This window comes from Paraburkholderia phytofirmans PsJN (assembly GCF_000020125.1).
GTDB lineage: Bacteria > Pseudomonadota > Gammaproteobacteria > Burkholderiales > Burkholderiaceae > Paraburkholderia > Paraburkholderia phytofirmans.
In genome coordinates this window covers 1,121,522-1,135,137 of sequence record NC_010681.1, presented here as the reverse complement: position 1 = coordinate 1,135,137, position 13,616 = coordinate 1,121,522, and the positions used below count along the sequence as shown (strand labels likewise).

The following is a 13,616-nucleotide window of genomic DNA, read 5'->3' as shown; positions in this document are numbered from 1 at the left end:
CATCAGAAGGCGATGCCCAGCGTCAGATACGGCCGCACGCTCTTGTTGCGAATGCCGTAGGCGACATCGACGTTGACCGGGCCGACCGGGCTGCGCCAGCGCGCCCCGATGCCGACGCCGGGATAGAAGACTTTTTCGCCCCAGGTGTCCGTGGCGGTGCCGATGTCGAAGAACGCGGCCGCGCCCCAGTCGTGACTGAACCAATGCTGGTACTCGGCAGAGCCCGTGACGAGATACTTGGTGGGCAGCACCGAACCATCGACGCTATTACCGATACTCTGGTAGCCATAGCCGCGCACCGAATTCGAGCCGCCGGCGCGAAACAGCAGCGACGCCGGAATGCCGCTCGAAGGGCCGCTCGTGAACACGCCGCCGAGTTCGGCGCGAATCAGCACGAGGTCTTCCTTGCCGATCGGCAGATACTGCTGACCGCGCGCGTAACCGCGAATGAAGGTCTGGTCGGTCAGCACGCCTTTGACCGCGAAACCCGCCTCGACGTGAATCAGGTTGCCGCTGCGCGGGAACAACGGGTCGTCGGTATTGCGCCGGGTCCACGACCAGGACGGCACCAGCGCGCGGCTCGTGGTCGGCGCGACCGCGTTCTGATCGAGCCGGTCCTGGTAGTACAGGAGCGCGTAGTTGTAGTCGATGAATTGCGAGGTCCGGGCCCGTTGCACACCGCCGCGGATACTGTAAATACGCGTGTCGGATACGTCGGTCGTGGTGTAGGACGCCAGCATGCTATTGGTCCACGCACGCGGCCCCGGCGGCATGGCGAGCTGGATTTGCCCGTATTGCTGGATCTGGTCGACGCGCCCCTGAATGGTGAACGGCCACGCTTTGCCGAAGGTGTCCAGATACGAATAGGAACCCTGAACCAGCGGACCGTTGTCCGTCGAGTAGCCCACCCCGCCTCGAATGCTGTTGTACGGATATTCCGACACCTTCACGTGGACCGGCGTGTCGACCGGCTTGGCCGGATCGTCGCCCACGTCGATCGCAACGCTCGCGTAGTACGGCGTGTTCTGCAATTGCCGCTGCAATTCCGTGATGCGCTGAACGTCGTAGATTTCGCCCACCGAAATCGGATTCACGTTGTCGACGATCTGTTCCGGATAGCGCCGCGTGCCCGATACGTCGAGCTTGCCCATCGTGAAGGTCGGTCCGCTGTCGTACGTGACCGACAATTTCGCCTCGTGCGTGCGCGGATCGACCCGCGCCTCCGAGTGGTAGATCTTCGCGCCCAGATAGCGGCGCGCCTGCAAGGCCTTGAGCGACGCGTTCTTCGCATCGTCCCAACCGCCCTGCGAGAACGGTTCGCCTTCGTGCAGCGAAAATGCGAAGCGCGCGGTGTTTTCCTGCTCGGGATCTTCGGTCAGCACCGGCCCGCGAAACGACAGCGAAACCGATGAGATGACGGTCTGCGGACCGGGATCGACGCTCACCGTGACGCGCTTTGCATTGTCGACGGTACGCACGTCGGTGCGCACGACCGGCGTGAAATAGCCCTGCGTGGAGGCCAGATCTCGCACTTGCTGGGGCGTGGCGGTGATCAGAAACTCGAACTGGTCGTCGCTGATGTCGGGGCGCTTGGCGAAACGCGCGATATCCAGATGCGCTTCCAGCAGCTTGCGCAGCGAGCGCGGCGTGGCTTCGATGTCGACCTTGTAGCTGGCCGCCGCTTTCGCGGCATGGGCGTTGCCGGTTGCCAGCGTCAGCATGACGAGGCCGAATGCCAGCCACGTGCGCAACCAATGCCGTATGGCCGTGCGCTGCCCACGCCCGGAACCGGCCTTGCCGCGCCGCAGCCGCGGCTTGTCGATCGCACACCCCGCCAAACAGGACCTCCGGCCGTGGTTGATGAATTTTTTCGCTCAGGCGCGCCGCGGCGGCCGAAGCACGCTATTTGACCACATCGGCGTGATGCCGCGAGATCTCGAAATGGGCGTTGGCGGCACGCCAGCCGCCAGCGCGCCCGCCTTGGACGCGCGCCGCGTCACGCGGGTTCCAGCTATTTTTTATGCGCGCGCCGCCCGGCTGCGCCGCCGTTTTTCGACCCCGCGCCGCACATGCGGTAAAATTATGGAATAGCAGCGGCACCGCGCGAAGCTGCACAAATGCGCGCCGGGCAGCCGCCAACTCCCATACCACGGACGTCGAGCCATGTATCAATCGGACATCACCCAGTTCCTGAACCAGCTCAAGCAACAGAAACCCAATCTGGAAGCCGAACAACGCCGCGGCCGCGCGCTGCTGTGGGACAAACAGCCGATCGATCTGGAAGAACGCGCCGAGCAGAAAGCCTCCCGCGTCGAACAGACGCCTTACTCGTACTATCAAAACTTCTAAGCGCGTGAGTCACGCCGACGAGGCACACGGCGCACCGCCGGCCCCCGCCGACGCCGCGCTCGCCGCGCCCGCCACCGATTCGACGCCGGACACCGTCGACGGCATTGCTTTCGCGCGCCTGTACGGCGAGCCGCTCTTCAAGCTGCCGACGGATCTGTACATTCCGCCGGACGCGCTCGAGGTGTTTCTCGAAACGTTCGAAGGACCGCTGGATCTGTTGCTGTACCTGATCCGCAAGCAGAACTTCAACGTGCTCGACATCCCGATGGCAGACGTCACGGTGCAATACCTCGGCTATGTCGACCAGTTGCGCCAGACCAATCTCGAACTCGCGTCCGAGTATCTGCTGATGGCCGCGATGCTGATCGAGATTAAGTCGCGCATGTTGTTGCCGGTCAAGAAGGCCGACAGCGGCGAAGAAGCCGAAGATCCGCGCGCGGAACTCGTGCGGCGCCTGCTCGAATACGAGCAGATGAAGCTCGCCGCGCAGCGCATCGACCAGTTGCCGCAACTCGGGCGCGATTTCCTGCGCGCCGAGGTCTACATCGAGCAAAGCATCACGCCGCGTTTTCCCGACGTGAACAGCGAAGATCTGCGCGCCGCGTGGGCCGACGTGATCAAGCGCGCCAAGCTGGTCCAGCATCACAAGATTTCGCGCGAGGAGCTGTCGGTGCGCGAGCATATGAGCTCGATCCTTCGGCAACTGCAGAACGCGCGCTTCGTCGAATTCTCCGATCTGTTCGACACCAGCAAGGGCGTGCCGGTGGTGGTGGTGAATTTCATCGCCGTGCTCGAGCTGTGCCGCGAAACGCTCGTCGAAATCACCCAGGCGGAACCGTTTGCGCCGATTTATGTGCGCCTCGCCTATCTGCCCGCCTGAAAGGCTTGAACGGGGCGAAATCCCGCATATCAGGATTTCAACCGGCGGGAGAAGCTGCCTCTTTTCGGTGCGGCGGGCGCGCAAATCCACTACAATCCGGCGCTCCGAACCTGTCATTACCAGTGAGGCGGCGGCCCGCGCGATTCCGTAGGGTTTTGCGTCCAGCCAGTCTCGCGCCGCGCGAGGAAATCCCTGTCCGATCATGAAAGTCATCAGCTCGATCCATGAATTGCGCGACCAGTTGCGCGGCCAGAATCGCACGGCCTTTGTGCCGACCATGGGCAATCTGCACGAGGGCCATCTGTCGCTGATGCGTCTCGCCCGCCAGCACGGCGATCCGGTGGTGGCGAGCATTTTCGTCAACCGGTTGCAGTTCGGTCCGAACGAGGATTTCGACAAATACCCGCGCACGATGGAAGCGGACATCGAAAAGCTCCAGAAGGAAAACGTCTACGTGCTGTTCGCGCCCACGGAAAAGGATCTGTATCCGGAACCGCAGGAGTACCGCGTGCATCCGCCGCACGATCTGGGCGATATCCTCGAAGGCGAATTCCGGCCCGGCTTCTTCCAGGGCGTGTGCACGGTCGTGATGAAGCTGATGTCGTGCGTGCAGCCCCGCGTCGCCGTGTTCGGCAAGAAGGATTACCAGCAGTTGATGATCGTGCGCCGCATGTGCAACCAGTTCGCGCTGCCGACCGACATCATCGCCGCGGAAACAGTGCGTGACACCGACGGCTTGGCGCTCAGCTCGCGCAATCGCTATCTGCAGGCCGCCGAGCGCGCCGAAGCGCCGAAGCTGGCCGCCGAACTGAACCGCGTGCGCGACGCCGTGCTTTCCGGCGAGCGCGACTTCGCGAAAGTCGAACAGGCGGCGATGGCGGCCTTGGCCGCGCGCGGCTGGCAGCCGGATTACATCGCGGTGCGCAAGCGCTCGGATCTGCTGCCGCCGGGTCCGCAAGACGCGAACGCGCAACTGGTCGTGCTGGCCGCCGCCAAGCTCGGCGCCACTCGTCTTATCGACAACCTCGAAATCTGAAGCCGTCTTAGACAGAAATCACACAGGATTGGTCATGCAACGCAACATGCTGAAGTCGAAGATCCACCGCGTCGCGGTCACGCACTGCGAGCTGCACTACGAAGGCTCGTGCGCGATCGACGAAGATTTGCTGGAAGCGGCGAATATCGTCGAAAATGAGCGGATCGACATCTGGAACATCAACAACGGCGAGCGTTTCTCGACCTACGCGATCAAGGGCGAACGCGGCAGCGGCATGATTTCGCTGAACGGTTCGGCCGCGCGGCGCGCACAGCTGGGCGATCTGGTGATCATCGCGGCGTTCGCGGTGGTGGATGAAGCCGAGCTGAAGGCCGGCTGGAAGCCGGACCTGGTTTTCGTCGATGACAACAACAAAATCAAGGGCAGCCGCGACCACGTGCCGACGCAGAACTGGACCTGATGAGCGCGCTGTAGATCGCTTGAGCGTTGCGCTACTGGCGGCGCCGAACGTCCCTTTGGGCGGGCCAGGGTTCGGGGAACGTCGACTTAAACGCGAGCTTTTCGTAGACCACTGCCGCGCGCCGCGCCAAACGACATACGACGTGGGCTGCATCTTCATGTAGCGGGCGGCACGGCCGCCTGCCCTGCCGCTTCATCCTTTCTTGCCGCTCCCGTTAGTCCATTCGACAATCGGCTGCCACTGCTCCAGATCCTTCTCCACCCGGCTTTTTGCGACGTCCCACAAGGTCAACCCGTGGGCCGCCAGTTGCACGTAGTTCTGCGTGTCGCGCAAATAACCCAGCACCGGCAGCTTCAACCCCTCGACAAAACGATGCAGCTGCTCCGCCGAGCGGGTGCGCGCATCGACGCGCATGCCGACCACGCCGATTTCGATCGCGCCTTTCCTGACGGCCTTCTCCTTGGCCAACCGCTCGAGGAATTCCTGGGTGGCGAGAATATCGAACATGGACGGCTGGAGCGGCACGATCACCTTATCGGCCAGATCGAGCGCGATTCCCAGCCGATTGCCGTGCAGTCCGGCCGGCGTGTCGATGACCGCGTGCTCCAGGCCTTTAGGCGGTTTGGCCGGCGCATCCTGATTGACTTCCCAGGTTTCGATGGCCGGCAGCGTGTCGGGCCGCAACGACAGCCACGCGTGCGCGGACTGCTGCTTGTCCAGGTCCGCCAGTGCGACCCATTCGCCGGCTGCGGCGAAATAGCCGGCCAGATTGGTCGACAGCGTGCTTTTACCCACGCCGCCCTTCGGATTCGCCACCACGATCACCGTCATGAATTCTCCCGGAAAGAAGGCTGGGCGCCGCCAGCCGGTTTGCCGCGTAGTTGCTTTGACATGCGCAAGTGTGCCCGCATTCGTGCCGGGTTCAACGCCACCTGCTGATCCAGCCGTTGATAATATCGAGAAATGCACTTTGGCCGAAGCCCCCAAACAGCTAATCGGCCACCGTGCCTCGCCGATTTTTCCATTGAGGACCCGAATCTCATGAGCAAACTCCGCCCGGAATACACCGTCGAACGTCTCCACGAACGGCAGAAAGGCTCGCTACCTGGCTTGCTGGGCGTGCATGTGCTGTCTCTGGAAGAAGGCGTCCTGACCGCGGAATTGACCGTGCGCAAGGAATTGCTCGCGCCGAACGGCTTTTTGCATGCCGCCACCGTGATCGGTCTCGCCGATACGGCCTGCGGCTACGCCTGCCTCGCCCACTTGCCGGAGACGGCGCGCAATTTCACGACCATCGAGCTGAAAAGCAATTTTCTCGGCACGGCGACCGAAGGAACGATCCGCGCGGTCGCGACGGGCGTGCATCTTGGGCGCAGCACGCAGGTATGGGACGCCACCGTCACCGATCCGAACGGCAAGACGATGGCGCTGTTTCGGTGTACGCAGATGGTGTTGTATTGATTGCGTGAAGGTGGCGCTACGGAGCGCCGCGTTCATGAAAAAAAGCACGCGGCCTTTCGGGCGCGTGCTTTTTTGTTGGTGGGCTTGGCGGTTCTAGCCGTGCCGGACTTGGTCGTGCCGGACTTGACCTTACTGAACTTGGCCCTGCTGGACTTTGGCCCCGCTGAGCTAGACCTCGCGGAGCTTGCCCGTACCGGCCCTGCCCAATCAGGCAGCCACCGCCCGCGGCGCCCTCGCTCCACCGAACGCCAGCGCCCCGCCGCCGAGCAGCGACTGCACCGCCAACGTCACCGCCCAGAACGCCGGATATTCCCAGCCGCCGTGCGGCGACGCAAAACCCCAGCCGTTGTGCAGATGCTGCGACATCGCGCCGAGCATGAACGGCAACAGCACCAGCGCGACCCAGCGGACCTGCACGCCAAGCAGCAGTGCGACGCCGCCGAACAGCTCGACGAACGCCGTCACATAGCCGAGCCAACCCGGCAAGCCGAGCGAAACGAAGAATTGCGCCGTGCCGGGCAGCGTGAAGACGAAAATCTTCTGCAGACTGTGAGCGAGATACAGCACGCCCAAGGCGACGCGAAGAAGTAGAGCGGCCAGATCGGCGGAGCGGTTCGAGTTCATGACGAGATCCTTGAGAGAGGGACAGCCCGGAAGCGGCCGTCGACGTCGGAACTCTATTCGAACTATATGAAGGTAAAAATCGTCGTATGGGCTTTGATTATTTCTCATTAGGAGTTAATTGCCCAGTTCGGACGCGCTCGGCCCTCTCAAATCACCCAATCGCCGCGAACAATTTCGGCAGATCGAGATGCTCCGCGAGCGTATCCGCGAGCCGTTCCAGCGACGCCTCGCGCAACGCCGGATAGTCGATTTCCTCCGCATCGCTCAAACCCGCCCATGCGAGCAGCGCGGCGCATGCCGCCGGCGTGTCGAACAACCCGTGGACGTAAGTCGCGAGAATCTGGCCATCGGCGGAAATCGCGCCGTCGGGATGCGCTGCCTGCGCATCGCCCAGGCGCAACGCGGGCGTGTCGAGCGCCGGGCCGTGCGTCTCGCCCATATGGATTTCGTAGCCGGCCACTTCGGGCGAGCCCGGCAATGCGAGGTGTCCGGTGACATTCTTGAGCGTCTTGTCGCGCGTGAGCACCGTCGAGTAGTCGAGCCAGCCGAGTCCCGCCGACGTCCCAGGAGCACCCTCGACACCATGCGGATCGGCCACTTCACGCCCAAGCATCTGCATGCCGCCGCAAATGCCGATCACGCGGCCGCCGTAACGCAAATGCTTTTGCAGCACCGCGTCCCAACCTTGCGCGCGCAAAGACGCCAGGTCGCCGGGCACGTTTTTCGAGCCTGGCAGAATGATCAGATCAGCCGGCGGCACCGGCGTACCGCTGCGCACGTATTCAAAATCGACCTGCGGATGCGCGCGCAGCGCATCGAAATCCGTGTGATTGCTGATGTGCGGCAGTACCGGCACGACCACTCGCAGCATGCGCGCCGCGCCGCCGTCGTGCGCCGCGCGCAATTCGGGCGGCAGCATGTCTTCGGCGTCGAGCGTCAGACCGTGCAGATAGGGCACGACGCCGAGCACCGGCTTACCGGTTTTCGCTTCGAGCCAATCCAAGCCCGGCTTGAGCAAACTGACATCGCCGCGAAAACGGTTGATGATGAACCCGCGCACCCGCGACTGCTCGCTCGCCGACAGGCACGCGAGCGTGCCCGTGAGATGGGCGAACACGCCGCCCCGGTCGATATCGGCGACCAGCACGACCGGGCAATCGACTGCTTCCGCGAAACCCATGTTGGCGATGTCGCGATCACGCAGATTGATTTCCGCCGGACTGCCCGCGCCTTCAACGAAAATCGTCTCGTACGCCGCCTGCAGACGCGCATACGATTCAAGCACCGCTTCGAACGCGACGGGTTTGTAGTCGTGATACGCCCGCGCGTCGAGATTCATGCGCGCCTTGCCGTGGATGATCACTTGCGCGCCACGGTCGCTGGTCGGTTTGAGCAGCACCGGGTTCAGATCCGTGTGCGCGGCAATACCCGCGGCGATCGCCTGCAAAGCCTGAGCGCGGCCGATCTCGCCGCCGTCCACGGTCACCGCGCTGTTGAGCGCCATGTTCTGCGGCTTGAACGGCGCGACCCGCACGCCGGCGCGGCGAGCGAGCCGGCACAGACCGGCGACGAGCGTGCTCTTACCGGCATCGGAGGTGGTGCCCTGAATCATCAGCGTGCCGCGCGGTACAGGTAGGGCGTCAGGCGGGGTCGAAGTGGTGGTCACGGGATCTCGGGCTCGGCGGTGAACGGTGAGTCAATCGGGTTAAGCAGTGGAGCAAGCGGCAATGCCGCGTTGACGCAGCGACGGTGTGTGCGGGGTGTGGAGCGCGGCTAGCGCTTGCCTGCAACTGGCTTCGCGTCATTCGCGTCGTGTGCGTCGTTCGCACCGAGCGCACCAAACCTCATCAAGCGCAGCATTATCCCATCGCGCCGACCCGCGCTGCACGCCGGTACAATCACGCGATGACTCCCCGCGATCTCACCTTCGTACTCGGCGGCGCCCGTTCCGGCAAGAGCGCACACGCCGAACAGCTCGCCGCAGGCAGCGCCCTCCCCGTCACCTACATCGCCACCGCGCGCGTGACAGACGACGCCGAATTCCGCGCGCGCATCGCGCATCATCGCGAACGGCGTCCGGCGCATTGGCAGTTGTTCGAAGCCGGCGTCGATCTAGCCGGCGCCGTGACGCAAAACGACGCGTCCGGCCACTGCATCCTGATCGATTGCCTGACGTTGTGGCTCGCCAATCTGCTGTGTCCACCCGAAGGCGACGCCCTGCCGATCGATCGCTATCACGCGCACGTCGCCGCGCTCGAAGCAGCGTTGATCAACGCCAAAGGCAAGCTCATCGTGGTCAGCAACGAAATCGGCCTCGGCGTGGTGCCGCTCGGCGCCGCCACGCGTCTTTACGTCGATGAACTCGGCCGACTCAACCAGCGCATCGCCGCGTTGAGCACCCAGGCCACGATGATGGTCGCCGGTTTGCCGCTCGCGCTGAAAACCGCGAGCCACGCGTGATGCTCTCGCTCCCGCTTCTCGTGACGCTGGCCACTGCGGGCGTCGCCGTCGACCGCTGGTTCGGCGAGCCGCGCGCGGCGCATCCGCTAGTGGGCTTCGGCAACTGGGCGAAGCGTCTCGAAACACGCTACAACACCGGCCGGCGCTTGCGGCTCAAAGGTCTGCTGGCGTGGTCGCTGGCGGTCATGCCGCCGGTGCTGATCGCGTGGTGTCTGGTCGCCGTGCTGCCGTTTTACGCGGCCTGCGTGGTGCATGTGCTGTTGCTGTGGTTCGCGCTCGGCGCGCGCAGTCTGCACGAGCACATCGCGCCGATCGCGCAGGCTCTGGTGCAACGTGATCTCGCACAGGCGCGCTTGCTGACCGCGCGCATCGTCTCGCGCGAAACCGCGGATGCCGACGAAGGCGCGTTATCGCGCGCCGCCGTCGAATCGGCGCTCGAAAACGGCAACGACGCGATCTTCGGCGCGCTGTTCTGGTTCGCTGTCGCGGGCGGTCCGGGCGCGCTCGCCTTCCGCCTCGCCAACACACTGGACGCGATGTGGGGTTATCGCACGCCGCGCTATTTGCGCTACGGCTGGGCCGCCGCGCGTATCGACGACGTGCTCAACTGGATTCCCGCGCGCCTGACCGCCGCCAGCTACGCGCTGCTCGGCGACACGCGCACCGCGTGGCGCTGCTGGCGCGAGCAGGCGCCAAGGTGGGACAGCCCGAACGCCGGGCCGGTGATGGCTTCCGGCGCGGGCAGTCTGAACGTGCTGATCGGCGGCCCGGCGGTGTATCACGGCGCGCTGGAACACCGGCCAACACTCGGCTTCGGCCATACCGCGAAAGCCAGCCACGTGAGCGCCGCATTGATGCTGGTCGAGCGTACCGTCATTCTGTGGCTCGCGGTGCTGATCGTGCTGGCGTTGTTGAGCGTGCCTTTTCATGGTTGATTCTCATGGCTGATTCAGTGAACGGCCACGTGGACGAAACCCACGCCGCGATAGCTCCGGTCGTGCACGGCGGCAATTTGCACGAAGCGGCCAAGCGCTACGACATTCCGTACGCGCAGTGGCTCGATCTGTCGACGGGTATCAATCCGCACGGCTATCCGGTCCCGCCGGTTCCCGCCGACGCCTGGCGCCGTCTGCCCGACGACGGTGATGATTTCGCCGCTTGCGCCGCGTGTTATTACAACGCGCCTGATGCGGCGCATGTGCTGCCGGTCGCGGGCAGTCAGGCGGCGATTCGCGCGCTGCCCGCGCTGCTGCCGCGCGCATGCGTCGGCATCGCGCCGCTTACGTACAGCGAATATGCGCCTGCATTCGAGCGCAGCGGCCATGAAGTGATGCCACTCGATGTCGCCTGGGAAACGTTGCCCGAAGCGCTCAGGCATGTGATCGTCGTGAATCCGAACAATCCGACCGGCGCGCATCTGAGCGCCGCCAGGCTGCTGCACTGGCATGCGCAGTTGAGCGCGCGCGGCGGCACGCTGCTGGTCGACGAAGCCTTCGCCGATACGATGCCGTCTGCCTCGCTCGCGGCGAGCACGCATCGTGAGGGCTTGATCGTGTTGCGCTCGCCGGGAAAATTCTTCGGCCTCGCCGGTGTGCGTGCGGGGTTCGTACTCGGCGTGCCTGCTTTGCTCCACAGTTTGCGCGTCACGCTAGGCGCCTGGACGGTCAGCGGTCCAGCCCGTCACGCCGTCAAAGCCGCATTCGCCGACGAAGCCTGGCAACGCGATATGCGCGCCCGGCTCGATGCCGAAAGCGCGCGACTGGTCCGTCTGCTGCATGCGCAAGGCTTCAACACATGCAGCACCCCGCTCTTCGCGTGGACTGACGACCCACGCGCTGCCGCTCTGCACGAAGCCCTCGCACGACGTGGCGTGTGGACGCGTCTATTCACATCGTCGGGAAGCGTTCGATTCGGCTTGCCCGCGAGCGACGCCGAATGGGCACGCTTCGAAGAAAGCTTGCGCGAAGCCGTACAGGAAATCGATCCCGCGCGAGTGGGCTGACTGCTGACTTAAAGAAGACGAACTCGCCCTCACAATCACTACACGCCCCGCAGCCTCGCCCGATGAACCGACTCGCCCTCGCCTTCGCACTCTTCATCACCGCACATCACGCTCACGCCGCCATCTCCGTGACCGACGACACCGGCGCAACCGTCACGTTGCCCGCGCCCGCGCAACGTGTGATCAGCCTCGCGCCGCACGTCACCGAATTGCTGTATGCCGCGGGCGGCGGCGCGAAAGTGGTCGGCGCCGTTTCGTACAGCGACTATCCGCCCGAAGCGAAACAGTTGCCGCGCGTCGGCGACAACAAGGCGCTCGATCTCGAGCGCATCGTCGCGCTCAAACCCGATCTGATCGTGGTGTGGCGGCATGGCAATGCGCAGCGTCAGCTCGATCGCCTGCGCGAGATGCACATTCCGCTGTTCTTCAGCGAGCCGCATCATCTCGACGACGTCGCCGTGTCGCTGACGAAGCTCGGACAATTGCTCGGCACGTCATCGACGGCAGATGCGGCGGCCGCCGCCTATCGTCAGGACATCGCGAAGCTGCGCAACCAGTATGCGAGCCGGCCGCCCGTCAGCGTGTTCTATCAGGTGTGGGATCAACCGTTGATGACGCTCAACGGCGAGCACATGGTCAGCGACGTGATCGCTCTATGCGGTGGCCGCAACGTGTTCGCCAAACTCGAGCCGCTGGTGCCGACGGTTTCGACCGAAGCGGTGCTCGCCGCGAATCCGGAAGCGATCGTCACCGCAGCGCCGGGCGCGACCAAACCGGACACCACCTTGCCGCAACTCGGCGCATGGCGTTCATGGCCGAGCCTGACCGCCGTAGCGAACAACAATCTCTTTGCTATCGACGGCGATCTGATCAACCGCCCGGCGCCACGCATCGCGCAAGGCGCGAAGCAAATGTGCGAGGACCTCGAAGCGGCGCGCTCACGCAGGAAGTCTGGCGCGCAGTAAGTCACGCAAGATAGACTACAAGCCACGTCTCACGCATTCCACCGCACCAACACCCACTGCTGCGTTTCATCGTTTCTGCGCAACCAGACGATCCCGGTCGTATCGAGCGACCATCGCAAACAGCGCTCCAGCGGCACGTCCAGCACGATCGACGCGATCGCCCGCATCACGCCCGCATGTGTGACCACATAAGCCGGCGACAACTCGCGCGTGAGCGCGAATGCATCGAGCCATGCACGCACCCGCGCGACGAACTGCGCGACGCTTTCGCCGCCATGCGCGCGCGCATGTTCGAAGTTGGCTGCCCAGTCGTCTAGCAATTCGCGATCGATCGCGTCCCAGCGCTGCGCTTCCCAATTGCCAAAGTTCATTTCCATCAGCCGGTCGTCGTGACTGACGACGCTGCCGAAGTCGTTCGCCAACTCGGCGGCGAGCGCCGAGCAGCGCTTCAACGGACTCGACATCAGCACGCGTGGCGCGGGCACCTGCAAGGTCGCGAGCTTCAGGGCAAGGGTCGTCGACGACACCTCGGCATCTTCGGCTAGCGCCACGTCGCTGTGGCCGTAACACACGCCCGCGTCGAGCGCGACCGCGGGATGACGAATCAGGACGATATCCATGCGAGCCCCACCAGATAGATGCTCAATTCAAAAACTTGCTGCGCGAAGCCGAGGCAGTCGCCGGTATAGCCGCCAATGCGTCTGACAAAATATCGGCCCATTGCCGCACGAAGTACGACCAGAACCACAACCACTGAACACGCGAAGCGCCAGTCCGGCGCGGCGAGCCCGTTCGGCCACAGCAACCACGGCAATCCGAACATCGCGGCGCAGATGAACGCCCCCACGCTCAGGCGCTGCGCAACCGGTTTGGCCTTGCCTTCCGCACGCACGTAATCGAGCGTAGCCAGATAGCTGATCGCACAGGTACGGCTCGCCGCGTGCGCGGCAATCATTAGACTTGCGGCGCGCATCGGCGGCAATGCGGCGAGCGTTTGCCACTTCAATGCAAGCGCGATGACGAGCGCGATGGCGCCGAAAGCACCGATGCGTGAGTCATGCATGATTCGCAATACGTCTTCGCGCGTATAGGCGCCACCGAACGCATCGACGCAATCGGCGAGACCGTCTTCGTGAAACGCGCCGGTTACGAGCAGCGACGCGGCCATCGACAACAGCACCGCCACGCCCGCCGGGAATACGCGCAGCGCGGCGAGATAGACGAGCGCGCTCAATCCGCCGATCAATACGCCAACGAGCGGGAAATAACGCGCCGCCGCGTTCAGATAATGCGGCTCATAGCCGACCCAACGCGGCACGGGCACACGCGTGAAATAGCCGAGCGCAGTGAAGAAGTACCGCAGTTCAGCGAGCGGATTCATGAGTGTGCGAGGCGTGCGTTTCTGTCTGAAGGATCGA

Annotated in this window: 16 protein-coding genes; 10 read left to right on the top strand and 6 right to left on the bottom strand. The window is 64.1% G+C overall.

What is annotated here, in order from left to right:
* Nucleotides 1-2: 2 nt before the first annotated feature.
* A complete protein-coding gene (locus BPHYT_RS04945; protein WP_012432062.1) occupies nt 3-1,838 on the bottom strand; it encodes an autotransporter assembly complex protein TamA in 1,836 nt (611 codons plus the stop codon).
* Between the two features lie 22 nt (nt 1,839-1,860).
* Between BPHYT_RS04945 and BPHYT_RS04940 the strand changes: the two genes are divergently transcribed.
* The 5 genes from BPHYT_RS04940 to panD all read left to right on the top strand — a co-directional run bounded on the left by BPHYT_RS04940 (nt 1,861) and on the right by panD (nt 4,686).
* A complete protein-coding gene (locus BPHYT_RS04940) occupies nt 1,861-2,091 on the top strand; it encodes a hypothetical protein (RefSeq protein ID WP_041758282.1) in 231 nt (76 codons plus the stop codon).
* Nucleotides 2,092-2,163: 72 nt separating this feature from the next.
* On the top strand, nt 2,164-2,349 hold the full coding sequence (locus BPHYT_RS04935; protein ID WP_007175923.1) for a DUF3460 family protein: 186 nt from the start codon (nt 2,164-2,166) through the stop codon (nt 2,347-2,349).
* Nucleotides 2,350-2,353: 4 nt separating this feature from the next.
* Nucleotides 2,354-3,229, top strand: coding sequence for a segregation and condensation protein A (locus tag BPHYT_RS04930; RefSeq protein WP_012432061.1), 876 nt, complete (start codon nt 2,354-2,356; stop codon nt 3,227-3,229).
* Between the two features lie 202 nt (nt 3,230-3,431).
* Nucleotides 3,432-4,265 carry a pantoate--beta-alanine ligase gene (panC, locus tag BPHYT_RS04925; protein ID WP_012432060.1) on the top strand — a complete coding sequence of 278 codons (834 nt, stop codon included), beginning with the start codon at nt 3,432-3,434 and terminating at the stop codon, nt 4,263-4,265.
* A 34-nt stretch (nt 4,266-4,299) separates the two neighbouring features.
* Complete coding sequence (panD, locus tag BPHYT_RS04920; protein ID WP_012432059.1) at nt 4,300-4,686, top strand: aspartate 1-decarboxylase; 387 nt, start codon at nt 4,300-4,302, stop codon at nt 4,684-4,686.
* Between the two features lie 192 nt (nt 4,687-4,878).
* Here the strand turns inward: panD and BPHYT_RS04915 are convergent, their stop codons facing one another.
* On the bottom strand, nt 4,879-5,517 hold the full coding sequence (locus BPHYT_RS04915; RefSeq protein WP_012432058.1) for a ParA family protein: 639 nt from the start codon (nt 5,515-5,517) through the stop codon (nt 4,879-4,881).
* Nucleotides 5,518-5,727: 210 nt separating this feature from the next.
* Here BPHYT_RS04915 and BPHYT_RS04910 point away from each other — a divergent pair, with 210 nt between their 5' ends.
* Nucleotides 5,728-6,147, top strand: coding sequence for a PaaI family thioesterase (locus tag BPHYT_RS04910; RefSeq protein WP_012432057.1), 420 nt, complete (start codon nt 5,728-5,730; stop codon nt 6,145-6,147).
* A gap of 207 nt (nt 6,148-6,354) precedes the next feature.
* Here the strand turns inward: BPHYT_RS04910 and BPHYT_RS04905 are convergent, their stop codons facing one another.
* Both BPHYT_RS04905 and BPHYT_RS04900 read right to left on the bottom strand, forming a co-directional pair.
* Complete coding sequence (locus tag BPHYT_RS04905; protein WP_012432056.1) at nt 6,355-6,771, bottom strand: DoxX family protein; 417 nt, start codon at nt 6,769-6,771, stop codon at nt 6,355-6,357.
* Nucleotides 6,772-6,922: 151 nt separating this feature from the next.
* The gene (locus BPHYT_RS04900) at nt 6,923-8,383 is read right to left on the bottom strand and encodes a cobyric acid synthase (protein ID WP_012432055.1); all 1,461 of its coding nucleotides are present in this window, start codon (nt 8,381-8,383) and stop codon (nt 6,923-6,925) included.
* 293 nt (nt 8,384-8,676) lie between these two features.
* Between BPHYT_RS04900 and cobU the strand changes: the two genes are divergently transcribed.
* The 4 genes from cobU (at nt 8,677) to BPHYT_RS04880 (ending at nt 12,198) form a co-directional block, all read left to right on the top strand.
* The gene (gene cobU, locus BPHYT_RS04895) at nt 8,677-9,231 is read left to right on the top strand and encodes a bifunctional adenosylcobinamide kinase/adenosylcobinamide-phosphate guanylyltransferase (RefSeq protein ID WP_012432054.1); all 555 of its coding nucleotides are present in this window, start codon (nt 8,677-8,679) and stop codon (nt 9,229-9,231) included.
* Entirely contained in the window at nt 9,231-10,166 is a 936-nt protein-coding gene (cbiB, locus tag BPHYT_RS04890) for an adenosylcobinamide-phosphate synthase CbiB (RefSeq protein ID WP_012432053.1), read from the top strand. The genes cobU and cbiB overlap by 1 nt, the downstream gene beginning before the upstream one ends.
* A gap of 5 nt (nt 10,167-10,171) precedes the next feature.
* On the top strand, nt 10,172-11,233 hold the full coding sequence (gene cobD / locus BPHYT_RS04885; protein ID WP_012432052.1) for a threonine-phosphate decarboxylase CobD: 1,062 nt from the start codon (nt 10,172-10,174) through the stop codon (nt 11,231-11,233).
* 62 nt (nt 11,234-11,295) lie between these two features.
* Complete coding sequence (locus tag BPHYT_RS04880) at nt 11,296-12,198, top strand: cobalamin-binding protein (protein WP_012432051.1); 903 nt, start codon at nt 11,296-11,298, stop codon at nt 12,196-12,198.
* A gap of 29 nt (nt 12,199-12,227) precedes the next feature.
* On the opposite strand, the gene cobC is transcribed toward BPHYT_RS04880, so the two are convergent.
* Entirely contained in the window at nt 12,228-12,818 is a 591-nt protein-coding gene (gene cobC / locus BPHYT_RS04875) for an alpha-ribazole phosphatase (RefSeq protein WP_012432050.1), read from the bottom strand.
* Complete coding sequence (locus tag BPHYT_RS04870) at nt 12,803-13,579, bottom strand: adenosylcobinamide-GDP ribazoletransferase (RefSeq protein ID WP_012432049.1); 777 nt, start codon at nt 13,577-13,579, stop codon at nt 12,803-12,805. The genes cobC and BPHYT_RS04870 overlap by 16 nt, the downstream gene beginning before the upstream one ends.
* Between the last annotated feature and the right edge of the window lie 37 nt (nt 13,580-13,616).